Origin of the sequence: Pseudomonas sp. GL-B-19 (assembly GCF_019956415.1) — a bacterium.
In the GTDB taxonomy this organism is placed as follows: domain Bacteria; phylum Pseudomonadota; class Gammaproteobacteria; order Pseudomonadales; family Pseudomonadaceae; genus Aquipseudomonas.
In genome coordinates, this window is the sequence record NZ_JAHBDK010000064.1 from 230,013 (window position 1) to 245,868 (window position 15,856).

11 protein-coding genes and 2 tRNA genes are annotated in these 15,856 nt (G+C 59.2%); 9 read left to right on the forward strand and 4 right to left on the reverse strand.

Going from position 1 to position 15,856, the window contains the following annotated elements; genetic code table 11:
• Positions 1-70: 70 nt before the first annotated feature.
• The 7 genes from hfq to KGB06_RS24035 all read left to right on the forward strand — a co-directional run bounded on the left by hfq (position 71) and on the right by KGB06_RS24035 (position 8,721).
• Positions 71-331 (forward strand): RNA chaperone Hfq, encoded by a 261-nt coding sequence (gene hfq, locus KGB06_RS24005; RefSeq protein WP_007902656.1) that lies wholly within the window; start codon positions 71-73, stop codon positions 329-331.
• A 12-nt stretch (positions 332-343) separates the two neighbouring features.
• Positions 344-1,645 carry a ribosome rescue GTPase HflX gene (gene hflX / locus KGB06_RS24010; protein WP_223520172.1) on the forward strand — a complete coding sequence of 434 codons (1,302 nt, stop codon included), beginning with the start codon at positions 344-346 and terminating at the stop codon, positions 1,643-1,645.
• Positions 1,646-1,741: 96 nt separating this feature from the next.
• Positions 1,742-2,917: an FtsH protease activity modulator HflK gene (hflK, locus tag KGB06_RS24015; protein ID WP_223520174.1), complete on the forward strand. Its 1,176-nt coding sequence runs from the start codon at positions 1,742-1,744 to the stop codon at positions 2,915-2,917.
• Complete coding sequence (gene hflC / locus KGB06_RS24020) at positions 2,917-3,786, forward strand: protease modulator HflC (protein ID WP_223520176.1); 870 nt, start codon at positions 2,917-2,919, stop codon at positions 3,784-3,786. Before hflK ends, hflC begins: the two co-directional genes overlap by 1 nt.
• A gap of 315 nt (positions 3,787-4,101) precedes the next feature.
• A complete protein-coding gene (locus KGB06_RS24025) occupies positions 4,102-5,289 on the forward strand; it encodes an ATP phosphoribosyltransferase regulatory subunit (protein WP_007945592.1) in 1,188 nt (395 codons plus the stop codon).
• Positions 5,290-5,343: 54 nt separating this feature from the next.
• Positions 5,344-6,636 carry an adenylosuccinate synthase gene (locus KGB06_RS24030; RefSeq protein WP_010464193.1) on the forward strand — a complete coding sequence of 431 codons (1,293 nt, stop codon included), beginning with the start codon at positions 5,344-5,346 and terminating at the stop codon, positions 6,634-6,636.
• A 150-nt stretch (positions 6,637-6,786) separates the two neighbouring features.
• The gene (locus KGB06_RS24035; RefSeq protein WP_223520178.1) at positions 6,787-8,721 is read left to right on the forward strand and encodes a methyl-accepting chemotaxis protein; all 1,935 of its coding nucleotides are present in this window, start codon (positions 6,787-6,789) and stop codon (positions 8,719-8,721) included.
• A 108-nt stretch (positions 8,722-8,829) separates the two neighbouring features.
• Here KGB06_RS24035 and KGB06_RS24040 read toward each other — a convergent pair whose 3' ends face one another.
• The 4 genes from KGB06_RS24040 to KGB06_RS24055 form a co-directional block, all read right to left on the reverse strand.
• Entirely contained in the window at positions 8,830-10,395 is a 1,566-nt protein-coding gene (locus KGB06_RS24040; protein WP_223520180.1) for an ABC transporter permease, read from the reverse strand.
• Entirely contained in the window at positions 10,395-11,405 is a 1,011-nt protein-coding gene (locus KGB06_RS24045) for an iron ABC transporter substrate-binding protein (RefSeq protein ID WP_223520182.1), read from the reverse strand. Before KGB06_RS24045 ends, KGB06_RS24040 begins: the two co-directional genes overlap by 1 nt.
• A 334-nt stretch (positions 11,406-11,739) precedes the next feature.
• Positions 11,740-11,826: transfer RNA gene (locus KGB06_RS24050), tRNA-Leu, on the reverse strand.
• Between the two features lie 166 nt (positions 11,827-11,992).
• A tRNA-Leu gene (locus tag KGB06_RS24055) sits at positions 11,993-12,079 on the reverse strand.
• A 226-nt stretch (positions 12,080-12,305) separates the two neighbouring features.
• Between KGB06_RS24055 and rnr the strand changes: the two genes are divergently transcribed.
• A complete protein-coding gene (gene rnr / locus KGB06_RS24060) occupies positions 12,306-14,936 on the forward strand; it encodes a ribonuclease R (protein ID WP_223520184.1) in 2,631 nt (876 codons plus the stop codon).
• Complete coding sequence (gene rlmB / locus KGB06_RS24065) at positions 14,933-15,700, forward strand: 23S rRNA (guanosine(2251)-2'-O)-methyltransferase RlmB (protein WP_223520186.1); 768 nt, start codon at positions 14,933-14,935, stop codon at positions 15,698-15,700. The genes rnr and rlmB overlap by 4 nt, the downstream gene beginning before the upstream one ends.
• The last annotated feature ends 156 nt before the right edge of the window (positions 15,701-15,856 follow it).

Genomic DNA, 15,856 nt, shown 5'->3' on the forward strand with positions numbered 1-15,856 from the left:
TGGGGGTGTGACGGCTGAAGCCATCTGTTTACCTATTTTTTTATTTTGAATCCTTAAAGGAGTGCGGCACATGTCAAAAGGGCATTCGCTACAAGACCCTTACTTGAATACTTTACGTAAAGAGAAAGTTGGGGTGTCTATCTACCTGGTCAACGGTATCAAACTGCAAGGCACGATTGAGTCTTTCGACCAGTTCGTTATCCTGCTGAAAAACACCGTGAGCCAGATGGTTTACAAACACGCTATCTCTACAGTGGTGCCGGTTCGTCCAATTCGTCTGCCTAGCGCAACCGAATCCGAAGCAGGTGACGCTGAGCCAGGTAACGCCTGATAGGAGTCTCCTTTGTTCTTTGAGCGCCACGGTGGTGGTGAGCGAGCCATTCTCGTTCACTTGGATGGTCAGGACCCTGAGGCGCGCGAAGATCCGCAGGAGTTCCAGGAATTGGCAATATCGGCAGGTGCCGAGACCGTCGCGTTTTTTAACGTGCCGCGTCATCGGCCAACCGCCAAATACCTGATTGGCAGCGGCAAGGTCGAGGAATTACGCGACCTGGTCAACGCCGAGCAGGTAGATCTGGTGATTTTCAATCACATCCTCACGCCCAGTCAGGAACGTAACCTTGAACGTGTGTTCGAGTGTCGCGTGATCGACCGCACGGGTCTGATTCTCGATATTTTCGCCCAACGCGCCCGCACCCATGAAGGCAAGCTCCAGGTCGAACTGGCCCAGCTTGAGCACATGAGTACGCGGCTGGTTCGTGGCTGGACTCACCTTGAGCGGCAGAAAGGCGGTATCGGTCTGCGCGGTCCGGGTGAAACCCAGCTCGAAACCGACCGACGCCTGTTGCGGGTTCGCCTGCGGCAAATCAAGGGGCGTCTGGAGAAGGTCCGCAGCCAGCGCGAGCAGTCTCGTCGCGGGCGCAAACGTGCTGACATTCCAACGGTTTCACTGGTGGGATATACCAACGCCGGCAAATCGACGCTGTTCAACTCGGTGACTGATTCCGACGTCTTCGCTGCTGATCAGCTCTTCGCGACCCTCGACCCGACCTTGCGCCGACTCGAACTCGATGACCTCGGGCCGATCGTGCTGGCCGACACAGTGGGCTTCATTCGTCATCTGCCTCACAAGCTGGTTGAGGCATTTCGAGCTACGCTCGAAGAGTCGAGCAACTCTGACTTGCTGCTGCATGTGATCGACGCTCATGAACCCGAGCGTATGGCCCAGATTGAACAGGTCATGGTGGTGCTCGGGGAGATCGGGGCGCAAGACTTGCCGATCCTTGAGGTATACAACAAACTCGATTTGCTCGAGGGCGTAGAGCCGCAGATCCAGCGCGATGCCGATGGCAAACCGCTGCGGGTCTGGTTGTCGGCCAAGGACGGTACAGGCCTGGACCTGCTCAAGCAGGCCCTGGCCGAGTTGCTTGGGGATGATTTGTTTGTAGGTACCTTGCGCTTGCCGCAACGTTTTGCTCGACTGCGTGCGCAATTTTTTGAAGTCGGTGCGGTACAGAAAGAAGAACACGACGAAGAAGGCATCAGCTTGCTGGCCGTTCGCTTGCCACGGATCGAATTGAATCGATTGGTGAGCCGCGAAGGTTTGCAGCCGAATGACTTCATCGAGCAACACACTTTGCAATAAAAGCCTGAGAAAGCGGTTGTGTCGTGGTGACAGGCATTCTGTAGCATTGGTCGGCGCGCCGTGGGTGCGTCTTTGCTTTATCAGATGGAGAGCGCTATGGCTTGGAATGAGCCGGGTGGCAACTCGAATAATCAGGATCCTTGGGGTGGCAAGCGCCGCAATAACGGCGACCGCAAGGGACCACCGGATCTCGACGAGGCCTTCCGAAAGCTGCAGGAAAGCCTGAACGGGTTGTTCGGTGGTGGTAAGAAACGCGGTGATGACGGCGGTGGTTCGGGCAAGAGCGGCGGCTTCGGCGGCATTCTTGGCATCGGCCTTGTCGTGCTGGCGGCTGTTTGGCTGTACAGCGCGGTCTACGTCGTCGACGAGCAGGAGCAAGCCGTGGTGCTGCGCTTCGGCAAGTACTACGAAACCGTCGGCCCGGGCCTGAACATCTATTTCCCGCCGATCGACAAGAAGTACCTGGAAAACGTTACGCGTGAGCGTTCGTACACCAAGCAGGGGCAGATGCTGACCGAAGACGAGAACATCGTCGAAGTGCCGCTGACCGTGCAATACAAGATCAGCAACCTGCAGGATTTCGTGCTGGATGTCGATCAGCCGGAAATCAGCCTGCAGCAAGCGACAGACAGTGCCTTGCGTCACGTGGTGGGCTCTACCGCCATGGACCAGGTACTGACTGAGGGCCGTGAGTTGATGGCCAGCGAGATCAAGGAGCGTCTGCAACGCTTCATGGATACCTATCGCACCGGTATCACCGTTACCCAGGTCAACGTTCAGAACGCAGCGGCACCGCGTGAAGTCCAGGAAGCCTTCGATGACGTGATCCGTGCCCGTGAAGACGAGCAGCGTTCGCGTAACCAGGCTGAAACCTATGCCAACGGCGTCGTGCCGGAAGCCCGTGGTCAGGCCCAGCGTATCCTCGAGGATGCCAATGGTTACCGTGACGAAACCGTCTCGCGCGCCAAGGGTGAGGCTGATCGCTTCACCAAACTGGTCTATGAATACCGCAAGGCTCCTGAAGTTACCCGCGAGCGTCTGTACCTGGACACCATGCAGGAAGTCTTCACCAACACCAGCAAGGTACTCGTGACCGGCAACAAGAATGGCCAGAGCAATCTGCTGTACTTGCCGCTGGACAAGATGGTCGAAAGTGGTCGCACCACCAGCAGCGCTCCGGCTTCGGGCGCGGCAGCCAGCAGCAATGAAGCGAATACGCGTGCAGCAGCTGATCTGCAACAACAGCAAGCACGTACCAGGGAGAGTCGCTGATGAGCAATAAATCGCTGATCGCCCTTATTGTCGGCGTCGTCGTGGCGATCGCGGCCTGGAACTGCTTCTACATCGTGGCTCAGACCGAGCGTGCGGTGTTGCTGCAGTTCGGTCGCGTGGTTCAGGCCGATGTTCAGCCGGGCCTGCATGTGAAAGTGCCTTACGTTAACCAGGTGCGTAAATTCGACGCACGCCTGATGACGCTGGATGCACCGACGCAACGCTTCCTGACGCTGGAAAAGAAAGCCGTCATGGTGGATGCCTTCGCCAAGTGGCGCGTGAAAGACGCCGAGCGCTTCTACACCGCAACTTCCGGGCTCAAGCAGATCGCCGACGAGCGTCTGTCCCGTCGTCTGGAATCGGGCCTGCGTGACCAGTTCGGTAAGCGCACGCTGCATGAAGTGGTTTCTGGTGAGCGTGACGCGCTGATGGCTGACATCACCGCTTCGCTGAACAAGATGGCGGAAAAAGAACTGGGCATCGAAGTCGTCGATGTTCGGGTCAAGGCCATCGACCTGCCGAAAGAAGTGAACCGCAGCGTGTTCGAGCGTATGAGCACCGAGCGTGAGCGTGAAGCTCGCGAGCACCGCGCCAAGGGTAACGAGCTGGCAGAAGGCATCCGTGCCGACGCCGATCGTCAGCGCCGCGTGTTGCTGGCTGAAGCCTATCGTGAATCTGAAGAGGTTCGCGGTGACGGTGATGCCCAGGCATCTTCCATCTACTCCAAGGCCTACGGCCAGGACCAGGAGTTCTACGCGTTCTACCGTAGCCTGCGTGCCTACCGTGAAAGCTTCGCGAACAAATCCGACGTCATGGTCCTGGACCCAAGCAGCGACTTCTTCCGTTACCTGGAAAAAGCCAAGCCTTGATACCGCGTTGACCTGAATCATCCCCCGCCTGGCGGCTAAAGCCTCGGGCGGGGTGATCCTTTGGGAAAACGTGTGTATGATGCGGCAGCCGGGAAATTCCCGGCTTTTTTGCGTCTGCACGTTTGATTGCTGTTTTCAGGCAGAAGACCGAGTTGAATGACTCGACAGGATTTTCGAGGAAAGTGGTTGGCGAAGCCGGTTTGAGGCTTTTCGCCGTGTTGTTCATGCGCGTGGTTTGCACATGAACCGATCATTTTCTGCTTCACTCAAGGCTCGCCCGACGGCTTGCCGCCCGGATCATAGGGGAATGGCGTAATGGCAACGGTAGACCGCTGGCTGCTGCCAGATGGCATCGAAGAAGTACTGCCACCAGAAGCGGCGCGCATTGAAGTGGCGCGTCGTCAGGTGTTGGATCTGTTCCAGAGCTGGGGTTACGAGTTTGTCGTGACTCCCCATATCGAGTACCTGGAATCCCTGCTGACCGGCGCGGGCTCGGACCTCGATCTGCGTACCTTCAAGGTCATCGACCCGCAATCGGGCCGGCAGATGGGTTTCCGTGCCGACATCACGCCGCAAGTGGCGCGCATCGATGCGCACACCTTGCGTCGCGAAGGCCCGAGCCGTCTGTGCTATGCCGGTAGCGTGCTGCACGCTCAGCCGCGTGCGTTGTCATCCTCGCGCAGCCCGATTCAGTTGGGTGCCGAGTTGTATGGCGATGGCAGCCCGAGCAGCGATGTGGAAGTCATCAGTCTGATGTTGGCTATGCTGCAACTGGCCGATGTGCCGGATGTGCACATGGATCTCGGCCATGTCGGCATCTACCGTGGCTTGGCCCGCGCCGCCGGATTGTCCGGCGAAGTCGAGCAACAATTGTTCGATGCGTTGCAACGCAAAGCCATCGACGAGGTCATTACCTTGACCGAAGGCCTGCCTGCCGACTTGTCGGGCATGCTGCGCGCATTGGTTGATTTGTGTGGCGGCCGTGAAGTGTTGAGCGCTGCCCGCGAGCGTCTGGCGAATGCGCCGGCCCCTGTTCTGGCTGCTCTGGACGACCTGTTGGCGATTGCCGAACGTTTGTCCGTGCGTTTCCCGGAACTGCCGCTGTACTTCGACCTGGGCGAGTTGCGCGGTTACCACTACCACACCGGTGTGGTGTTCGCGGTGTTCGTGCCGGGTGTTGGCCAGTCCATTGCCCAGGGCGGTCGTTACGACGATATCGGCGCCGACTTCGGTCGCGCTCGTCCGGCCACCGGCTTCTCTACCGATTTGAAAACCCTGGTGACCCTGGGGCGTGCTGAAATCGAGCTACCGTCTGGCGGTATCTGGATGCCTGACAGTACGGATGCGGCACTCTGGCAGCAGGTTTGCCAGTTGCGCAGTGAGGGTCAGCGTGTCGTTCAGGCATTGCCTGGGCAACCATTGGCCGCCGCCCGTGAAGCGGACTGCGACCGGCAATTGATTCAGCAGAACGGGCTTTGGCAAGTATTGCCGCTGGCTTCTTGAGTTTTCCTGCCGGCCGCCGCCGGCACCAAGTTTGCGCGAATGAGGACAAGTGTTATGGGTAAGAATGTCGTAGTCCTGGGCACCCAATGGGGTGATGAGGGCAAAGGCAAGATCGTTGATCTGCTGACCGAACATGCTGCCGCCGTAGTGCGCTACCAGGGTGGCCACAACGCTGGTCACACTCTGGTGATCGACGGCGAGAAAACCGTCTTGCACCTGATCCCTTCGGGCGTGCTGCGCGAAGGCGTGCAGTGCCTGATCGGTAACGGCGTGGTGGTTGCACCCGACGCTCTGCTGCGGGAAATCATCAAGCTGGAAGAGAAAGGCGTACCGGTGCGCGAGCGCCTGCGTATCAGCCCGTCCTGCCCGCTGATCCTGTCCTACCACGTAGCGCTGGACCAGGCTCGTGAAAAAGCCCGTGGCGAGCTGAAGATCGGTACCACCGGTCGCGGCATCGGCCCGGCCTACGAAGACAAGGTGGCACGTCGCGGTCTGCGCATCGGCGACCTGTTCCATCGTGAGCGTTTCGCCGCCAAGCTGGGCGAGTTGCTGGATTACCACAACTTCGTACTGGTCAATTACTACAAAGAACCAGCGATCGACTTCCAGAAGACTCTGGACGAGTGCATGGAGTACGCCGAGCTGCTGAAGCCGATGATGCTCGACGTCACCGCCGAGCTGCACGAGCTGCGTCGCGCCGGCAAAGACATCATGTTCGAAGGCGCCCAAGGCTCCCTGCTGGACATCGACCACGGTACCTACCCGTACGTCACCAGCTCCAACACCACTGCGGGCGGCATCGCCACCGGTTCGGGTTTTGGTCCGATGTACCTGGATTACATCCTGGGCATCACCAAGGCCTACACCACTCGCGTTGGCTCGGGACCGTTCCCGACTGAGCTGTTCGATGACGTTGGCGCGTTCCTCGCCAAGCGTGGCCACGAGTTCGGTGCTACCACCGGCCGTGCCCGTCGTTGCGGCTGGTTCGACGCCGTCATCCTGCGTCGCGCTATCGACGTCAACAGCATTTCGGGTCTGTGCCTGACCAAGCTGGACGTACTGGACGGTCTGGAAACCATCAACATCTGCGTTGGCTACAAGAACCAGGATGGTGCAGTGATCGACGCACCGACTGACGCCGACAGCTACATCGGCCTGGAGCCGGTGTACGAAGAGATGCCGGGCTGGACCGAATCCACCGTCGGTGCCAAGACGCTGGAAGAGCTGCCGCAAGCTGCTCGCAACTACATCAAACGCGTTGAAGAGTTGGTCGGTGCGCCGATTGACATTATTTCGACGGGCCCGGATCGCAACGAAACCATCGTTCTGCGTCACCCGTTCGCCTGATAAGTCGTTGATGTACAACACAAAGGCCCCTTAATTGGGGCCTTTGTCGTTTATGCCTGTCGGACGGCATGACCTTTGCTGTGATCTTGATTAAAAGCATCGCTTCCAGCGCGCCATCAATTTAATGGCGCCCAAGCAGAGGGATTTTAAGTGTCAGCCGTTCTCTCATTGTTACAAAGCCGTTTGTTGCGGCCTGTGTTCGTTACCTTGGGTATCGCCCTTTTGGTGCAGGTGCTGGTGGCTGTTGCCCTGACCCGGAGCACAGTGACTGCGCTGGAAGCCGATCTGGGTGTGCGCCTTGGCGCCGATAGTCAAAAACTCTCTGGCGAGCTTGAGCAGGCAGGGCGTGAAGTCACGTCGAGCCTCGACAGCCTCTCGAGCAGCACGCGTCAACGCCTCACGGCCGGTTTGTCCTCGCGTTTGAAGGATGAACAGGCGCAGTTGCGTGCCATGCTGGAAAAAGACCTGAAGGACTCCGCCAATGATATGGCGCAGCTTCTGGCCTCGGTCGCCCCCCGCGCCATGTGGGACAGCGACGTTCCAACCCTGTCTGAATTTGCCCGTCGGGCACAGCGCAATCCCAATGTGTTGTTCGTGGTTTACGACGATGCAGCGGGGCAGCACCTGACGCGTTATCTGAATCGCGAAAACCCGATCAACAAGGCCTTGTTGGAAAAAGGTCAGGGCGAGCGCGCGCTGGACAAGGTGCTGGATGCGGCGAAAAACGATCCATCGGTTTATTACCTTGAGGCCTCGATCAACCCTAATGGCGTGGAAATCGGCAAGGTTGTGATGGGGGTCTCGACCGCCTCTGTGGAAACCGACCTGGTGGCCCTGGACAAGCGTTTCTCGGCGCTGATTGCCAGCAGTGATCAACTGGTCGGCGATAGCCTCAAGGGTGCGGCCGCAGACAGTGCTGCGGCCATGGGGGCGCGTTTGCAGTCGGCGCAGTCCACGGCGTCTGAAATGAAAGCCAATACCGCGAGCACTGTGCAGGAAGCGGCGGCGACTTTGCGCTGGCGCATCGGCATGGGCCTGGCGCTGGTCGGTTGCGGTGTGCTGCTGTTGCTGGCCGTGGTGCTGGGGCGTCGAGTGGTCAACCGCTTGAAGCTGCTGATCAGCGCCATGGATGACCTGGCGGCGGGCGAGGGCGACCTGACCAAGCGCGTGCAGATCAACAGCAAGGACGAAATCGGCGACATGGCCTCGGCGGTCAATCGCTTTGTGGATAAGTTGCAGCCGATTGTGCGCGAAGCGGGCGATGTGGCTCAGCGTACCGGCGTGGAAATTGGTGCCATGACCCTGCGTAATGCCGGGGCTGATAAGGCGGCGGGCATGCAGCGCGATGAAGTGGCCGAGAGTTTGCGCGCGTTGTCGCGGATGGCTGATGAAGCCCAGTCTGAAAGCCACGCCATGCAGGCTGCGTTGCAGCAGGTGGTGGACATTCGTTCGGCCACTGATGAAAACACTCGGACCTCGGCGAAAGTCGGCAGCTTGATCGAAGCGTTGGCCGGGCAGGTCGATACCGGGGCGAAAGTCATCGAGCGGCTGGCGCAGCAGAGTGAGCAGATTGAAGTGGTGTTGACGGTGATCCATGGGATCGCCGAGCAAACCAACCTGCTGGCGCTGAACGCGGCCATCGAAGCGGCGCGTGCGGGCGAGACCGGTCGCGGGTTTGCCGTGGTGGCGGACGAAGTGCGGGCGCTGGCGAGCAAGACCCAGAGTTCGACCGGCGACATTCAGGCGCACATTGTTGCCTTGCAACAAGGTGCGCGTGAAGCAGTGGCTGCGATTGGTCAGGCGGGACGCCAGGCCAGCGAAGGTTTGCTGGTACTGCGCGACAGTGCGCGGTTGCAGCAGTCGGTGCAGGCGTCGGTCGAGCAGGTGCATGCGGCGATTGGTCTGGCGACTCAGGCCGCCGCGCATCAAGCGCAAGGCGCGCAAGCAGTGCGGGGGCGGGTTGAAACCATTCATGCGCAGGCTGAAAAGGCTGCTCAGGCGGTGGTGGAAACCACGGCCAGTGGCAAGGTGCTGGATGGGCTTGCGGCACAGTTGAAGGCGAGCCTGGGGCAGTTCAGGGCCTAAGACTTGCATTGGCTGGTCTGGCCCCATCGCGAGCAGGCTCGCTCCCACAGTTGATTGAGGTGTTCACCAACAACCACTGTGGGAGCGAGCCTGCTCGCGAAAGCGGTCTCAACGGCTCAAATACATCCGAGTTGTTAACAAATAAACCGGCACTCCAGACACCAAAATCAACAACGCCGCATAAGGCGCCGCCGCCGCAAACTCCACGTTTGCGGTATGCGCCCAGACCTCAGTCGCCAAGGTATTGAGCCCGGTCGGACTCAGCAGCAGCGTCGCCGTGAGCTCCTTCATCGCATCCAGAAACACCAGCGCAAACGCGGCTCCCAACGCCGGGAAAATAATCGGCAGCGTAATCCGGCAAAACGCGCTGAACGACGTAGCCCCCAGCGTGCGCGCTGCCTCTTCCAATTGCGGCGCAGCCTTGTTCAAGGCCGTTCGAATCGGCGCCTGTGCCAGCGGCAGAAACAGCAGCGCATAAGCGATCAGCAGCAATGCCGATGTCTGGTACAGCGCCGGCACATAGTGCAGCGCGAAATACACCAGCGTCAGCGCAATCACCAGGCCCGGCAGCGCATGCAGCAGATACGGTAAGCGCTCGGCCCAGATCGCCAATTGACCTTTGTAGCGCACCACCAGCAAACCCACCGGCACGGCCAGCACCAGACAGAGCGCTGCACCGCCGAGGGAGAGTGCAAGAGATGACAGCAGCGCCTCGCTGATTGCGGCTACCGGGAACGCTGCTGAAGAACCGACCGCCAGCCAGTACACCAGCATCCCCAGTGGTATGCCGCTGCCGATGATCGCCAGGGTCAGGCAGTAAAGCTGTCCGGCACCTGCCCAAGGCCCTAATTGAACCTGTTCCGCCTGCCGCGCCGCGCCCTGGCCGGTACGAACATGCCGGCCCTTGCCGCGAACCCGCAGTTCCAGCCACAGCAATACCAGGCACAGCGCCAGCAACACCGCCGAAAGCATCGCCGCGTTGGCATTGCTGAATTCCAGTTCGAACTGCTGATAAATCGCCGTGGTAAAGGTTTGCAAGCCGATGATCGACAGCGCGCCGAACTCCACCAGCATGTGCAGCGCGATCAGCAATGAGCCCGCCAGCAATGATGGCCAGAGCAGCGGCAGTGTGATTCTGAAAAACACGCCCCAGCGATTCTGTCCAAGCGTGCGGGCGGACTCTTCAAGAGAGGGATCAAGATTGCGTAACGTCGCCGCGACGGGCAGAAAGATCAGCGGGTACTTGGACAGCGTCATCACCAGAATCGCCCCACCCAAGCCTTCGAAGTGAGCGCTGAGCGAAACCCAGGTAAAGCTGCTGACAAACGCTGGAACGGCGAACGGCAAGCAGAGGATGACACCCCACAAACGCCGTCCAGGCAGGTTGCTGCGTTCCAGTAGCCAGGCCAGTGACAGGCCGATCACGCCGCAGGCCAGCGTCACGCCAGCCATCAGCGCCAACGTATTGCGCAGCAGTCCAAACACATAAGGCCGCCACAGCAGGTGTAACGCCTCGGCCCACCCGGCTTGCCAGGCTTTGAGTCCGACATACAGCAGCGGCAACAGGCTGAGCACGACCAACAGCAGAACCGGCAGCAGCAGCCAGATCGACGGCCGCTTGCGCCGTGGCACGTAACCCCCGCGCGAAGCGGGGGTGGATAACGATGCGCTCATCAGTTCAAGCCAACGTCACGTTCCAGGTCCAGGGCTTGTTCGGCATTGCCCAGATCGGCCGGTGTGACGTTAGGGGCTTGCAGTTCGCTGAACGGCTTGAGGCCGCGATCCGATTCCATGCCTTTGTGCAGCGGGTATTCCGCGGTGGTCTGGGTGATTACCCGCTGACCCTCTTCGCTAGCCATATAGGCGAGGAATTGTTGGGCTTCTTGTGGGTGTTTGCTGGATTTCAGCACGGCCGCGCTGGAAACGGTGATCAGCCCGCCAACGTCGCCGCCGGTGAAGTAATGCAGTTTCGAATCGAGCTGGCCCTTCTCGCGTTGCAAGGCGAACCAGTAATAGTTATTCACCAGTACGGTGGCAACTTCGCCATTTTCCACGGCTTTCAGGGCGACCATGTTGTTGCTGTAGGTCTTGCCGAACGCGCGCAGGCCGGTCAGCCATTCTTCGGCCGCATCCATGCCGTGCACTTTGATGATCGCCACGGCCTGTTCCTGAAAGGCGCCACTGGTAGGCACGAAGCCGACCTTGCCTTGCCATTTTGGATTGGAGAAATCCATCACCGACGTGGGCAGGTCCTTTTCATCAATCAGCTTGGGGTTAAACGCAACGACCCGCACCCGGGCCGTGATACCTATCCAGGTGCCGTTGCCCGCTACATATTCCTTGGGCAAAACCGCCAGCGTGGCGTCGTCGGTCTTGGCCAGCAGGCCTTGCTCGCCCAGTTTGTTCAACGGCGGCGACTCTTCGGTGTAAATCACATCGGCGGGGGAGCGATCGCCTTCTTCCACGATCTGGCTGGCGAGCTGGTTGCTGCTGCCTTTGCGTACGTTGACGTGGATGCCGGTCTTGGCTTCGAAAGCGTTGGCGATGGCGTCACCGACTTCCTTGTGTTGACCGTTATAGAGTGTCAGGGAAACCGGGTCGGCAGCCTGGGTGAGGGGAGTGGTGAGTACCAGGCCGAGGAGGGTGAAGGTCAGGCCGCGGCGCAGGGTATTTCGAAACATCATTCGCAAGGTTCCTCACTGTCGCATTGCAAAAACTTGCAACAATGATAAACGATATTGTTTCTCAAGTGCGCCTTGCTGGCCTGGGAAGTGTCTGCTAGAGCGGCTGGCGACAAGGATTTGTTTATCGTCGTATGCTTGCTCATGGCCTCGCCCTCGCTGTCGTTGGCTTTCATAGAATGCCACCGTGGCGCATCGACGCCTCGGCTTGGGCGAGTCCATTCAATTACAGGTCGTGTGTTTCTTAAGAGGGGGATTGGTTTTCGGAAGCCAGAAACGCAAAAACCCGCTTTCGCGGGTTTCTGTGAAATTCAAGATCGTGACCTTGAATTTGAATTGGTGCCCAGAAGAAGACTCGAACTTCCACGACCTTGCGGTCACCAGCACCTGAAGCTGGCGTGTCTACCAATTTCACCATCTGGGCATTCATCGCAAGCGTTGCCGCTGTTGATGTGGCGCACTATACGGAGAGCGTTTTGATCTGTAAACCCCTGATTTAGATTTATTAAATCAGATGCTTAGAATGCAAAAACCCGCTTTCGCGGGTTTTTGTGTGAGCCTTGAAATTGAACTAATCTCAAGCTCGAAATTGGTGCCCAGAAGAAGACTCGAACTTCCACGACCTTGCGGTCACCAGCACCTGAAGCTGGCGTGTCTACCAATTTCACCATCTGGGCAGTATCGGCAGCGCGTCTGCGTCGTCGATGGCGCGCACTATACGGAGCGTCTTTTTAACTGTAAACCCCCGACATCAAAAAAATCTGGAAAATTTCACCAGTGGTCTTCAAATCAGCGTTGCGATGTCGATAAAGGGCTTTAGAAGGGCTGTCATAGCTTGAAATTTCCCGTTTCATTACGCCTATGCCAAACTAACCCGCATATAGACAAGGTGAAAACTCTCTAATGGCCGATTGGCAGTCCCTCGATCCCGAGGCCGCTCGTGAAGCGGAAAAATATGAAAACCCTATTCCTAGCCGCGAACTGATCCTTCAGCACCTTGCTGATCGAGGTTCGCCTGCTAACCGCGAGCAGCTGGTCGAAGAGTTTGGTCTGACCACAGAAGACCAGATCGAAGCCCTGCGTCGCCGCCTGCGCGCCATGGAGCGCGATGCTCAACTCATCTATACCCGTCGCGGTACCTATGCGCCGGTGGACAAGCTCGACCTGATCCTGGGCCGCATCAGCGGTCACCGTGACGGCTTCGGCTTCCTGGTTCCGGACGACGGCAGTGACGACCTGTTCATGAGCCCGGCGCAAATGCGCCTGGTATTCGACGGCGACCGTGCCCTGGCCCGTGTTTCCGGCCTCGACCGTCGCGGTCGCCGCGAAGGCATGATCGTCGAAGTGGTCTCTCGTGCTCACGAGACCATCGTCGGTCGCTACTTCGAAGAAGGCGGCATCGGCTTCGTCGTTGCGGATAACCCGAAGATCCAGCAAGAAGTGCTGGTCACACCGGGCCGCAATGCCAATGCCCAGATCGGTCAATTCGTTGAGGTGAAGATCACTCACTGGCCGACACCACGCTTCCAGCCGCAAGGCGACGTGGTCGAAGTCGTGGGCAATTACATGGCGCCGGGCATGGAAATCGATGTCGCCCTGCGCACCTACGACATTCCTCACGTCTGGCCTGAAGCGGTCTTGAAAGAAGCCGCCAAGCTCAAGCCGGAAGTCGAAGAGAAAGACAAAGAGAAGCGCATCGACCTGCGTCATCTGCCGTTTGTGACCATCGACGGTGAAGACGCGCGCGACTTCGATGACGCGGTTTACTGCGAATCCAAGCCGGGCAAGCTGCGCCTGTTCTCCGGTGGCTGGAAGTTGTACGTGGCGATTGCCGACGTTTCCAGCTATGTGAAAATCGGTTCGGCCCTGGACAACGAATCCCAGGTTCGCGGCAACTCGGTGTACTTCCCCGAGCGCGTTGTGCCGATGCTGCCTGAGCAGCTGTCCAACGGCCTGTGCTCGCTGAACCCGCACGTCGATCGTCTGGCCATGGTTTGCGAGATGACCATCTCCAAGTCCGGCGAAATGACCGACTACTGCTTCTACGAAGCGGTGATTCACTCCCACGCCCGCCTGACTTACAACAAAGTCAGCGCGATGCTGGAAACGCCGAAACTCACCGAGGCGCGTCAGCTTCGTGGCGAGTACAACGACGTTCTGCCGCACCTCAAGCAGCTTTACGCGCTGTACAAAGTGCTGCTGGCCGCTCGTCACGTGCGTGGCGCGATCGACTTCGAAACGCAGGAAACCCGGATCATCTTCGGGACCGAGCGCAAGATTGCCGAAATCCGCCCAACCGTTCGTAACGATGCGCACAAGCTGATCGAGGAATGCATGTTGGCGGCCAACGTGGCCACCGCCGAATTTCTGAAAAAGCACGAAATCCCGGCGCTGTACCGCGTCCACGATGGTCCGCCGCCGGAGCGTCTGGAAAAACTGCGCGCCTTCCTGGGTGAGCTCGGCCTGTCCCTGCACAAAGGCAAGGATGGCCCGTCGCCGAAGGACTACCAGGCCTTGCTGGCAAGCATCAAGGACCGTCCGGATTTCCATCTGATCCAGACCGTCATGCTGCGTTCGTTGAGCCAGGCGGTGTACAGCGCTGATAACCAGGGCCACTTCGGCCTGAATTACGAAGCCTATACCCACTTCACCTCGCCGATCCGCCGCTACCCGGACTTGCTCACGCACCGGGCGATCCGCAGCGTCATCCATTCCAAGCAGAACACGCCGCACGTTCGCCGTGCCGGCGCGATGACCATTCCGAAAGCGCGCATCTATCCGTACGACGAAGCGGCGCTGGAGCAACTCGGCGAGCAGTGCTCTATGAGCGAGCGCCGTGCCGACGAGGCCACGCGCGATGTTGTGAACTGGCTCAAGTGCGAGTTCATGAAGGATCGCGTCGGCGAATCGTTCCCGGGTGTGATCACCGCCGTGACCGGTTTTGGCTTGTTCGTCGAACTGACCGATATCTACGTCGAAGGCTTGGTGCACGTCACCGCGCTGCCGGGCGATTACTACCACTTCGACCCTGTGCACCACCGCCTCGCCGGTGAGCGTACCGGTCGCAGCTTCCGTCTGGGCGACACCGTTGAAGTGCGCGTGATGCGCGTTGACCTCGACGAACGCAAGATCGACTTCGAGATGGCTGAAAAAACCATCAGTGCGCCAATTGGACGCAAGAAGCGCGGAACCGAAACAACCGCTCCTGCCGCTAAAACCGCCGCAGAACCGGCACCGGCAAAAACCGGTCGTCGTCCTGCCAAGGAAAAAGCTGTCGAAGCTTATCGCCCAAGCGATGCCGCGGCAAAAAACGCCGAGCTGCGTAAAAGTCGTGAAATGAAGCAGGCGTTGCTGTCTGAAGCGAAAAGCGGCGGTAAAGCGGCGTCTGGGGGAAAGACCGGGCGGTCGGCGCCTGACAAGGCTCCCGGCGGCAAGCCAGCAAAACCGAGTAAACATCGTAAAGGCCCGCCAAAAGCGGGTGCTGCTCCAGCCGGTAGAAGCGGCGGGGCGCGTAAACCTAAGGCCAAACCATGAGTCAGTTGGAAAAGATCTACGGCGTGCATGCGGTAGAAGCATTGCTGCGTCACCATCCGAAACGCGTCAAGCAGATCTGGCTGGCGGAAGGTCGCAGTGATCCGCGCGTGCAAACGCTGATCGAACTCGCCGCCCAGAACCGCGTAGCGGTCGGTCAGGCCGAGCGTCGTGAGCTGGATGCGTGGGTTGAGGGTGTTCACCAGGGCGTGGTGGCGGACGTGAGTCCTAGCCAGGTCTGGGGTGAGGCGATGCTCGACGAACTGCTGGACCGTACTGAAGGCGCACCGCTGCTGCTGGTGCTCGACGGCGTGACCGATCCGCACAACCTCGGCGCTTGCCTGCGTTCGGCCGATGCGGCCGGTGCGCTGGCGGTGATCGTGCCGAAGGACAAGTCAGCCACGCTGACCCCGACGGTCCGTAAAGTGGCCTGTGGCGCGGCGGAAGTGATTCCGTTGGTCGCCGTGACCAACCTGGCGCGCACCCTGGAAAAACTCAAGCAGCGTGGTTTGTGGGTTGTCGGTACGGCGGGCGAGGCTGAGCAGAGTCTGTATCAGCAAGACATGACCGGCCCGACCATTCTGATCATGGGCGCAGAAGGCAGCGGCATGCGTCGCCTGACCCGCGATCTTTGCGACTACCTGGTGCATTTGCCAATGACTGGCAGCGTCAGCAGTCTCAACGTGTCCGTGGCGACCGGTGTTTGCCTGTTCGAGGCTCAGCGTCAGCGGAGCGTCAAGGCTGCCGCAGTCGGCAAAAAGTCTTAAGTCAGCTGTAATTCCTGTGGGAGCGAGGCTGATCTGGTCCAGTAATTTTGGACATTGTTTTCGGTTCTCACGCCGCCATCTTTTCTGCCGCTACCGGCGAGTGGTAACCGTTGTAGCTGTGGCGCCTTACATTGTTGTAGCGCGCCACATATCGGT

Coding starts and splice junctions, on each gene's coding strand:
- rlmB (WP_223520186.1), top strand. CDS start 14,933: ATGAGTCAGTTGGAAAAGATCTACGGCGTGCATGCGGTAGAAGCATTG.
- KGB06_RS24025 (WP_007945592.1), top strand. CDS start 4,102: ATGGCAACGGTAGACCGCTGGCTGCTGCCAGATGGCATCGAAGAAGTA.
- rnr (WP_223520184.1), top strand. CDS start 12,306: ATGGCCGATTGGCAGTCCCTCGATCCCGAGGCCGCTCGTGAAGCGGAA.
- hflC (WP_223520176.1), top strand. CDS start 2,917: ATGAGCAATAAATCGCTGATCGCCCTTATTGTCGGCGTCGTCGTGGCG.
- hfq (WP_007902656.1), top strand. CDS start 71: ATGTCAAAAGGGCATTCGCTACAAGACCCTTACTTGAATACTTTACGT.
- KGB06_RS24030 (WP_010464193.1), top strand. CDS start 5,344: ATGGGTAAGAATGTCGTAGTCCTGGGCACCCAATGGGGTGATGAGGGC.
- KGB06_RS24040 (WP_223520180.1), bottom strand. CDS start 10,395: ATGAGCGCATCGTTATCCACCCCCGCTTCGCGCGGGGGTTACGTGCCA.
- hflK (WP_223520174.1), top strand. CDS start 1,742: ATGGCTTGGAATGAGCCGGGTGGCAACTCGAATAATCAGGATCCTTGG.
- KGB06_RS24045 (WP_223520182.1), bottom strand. CDS start 11,405: ATGATGTTTCGAAATACCCTGCGCCGCGGCCTGACCTTCACCCTCCTC.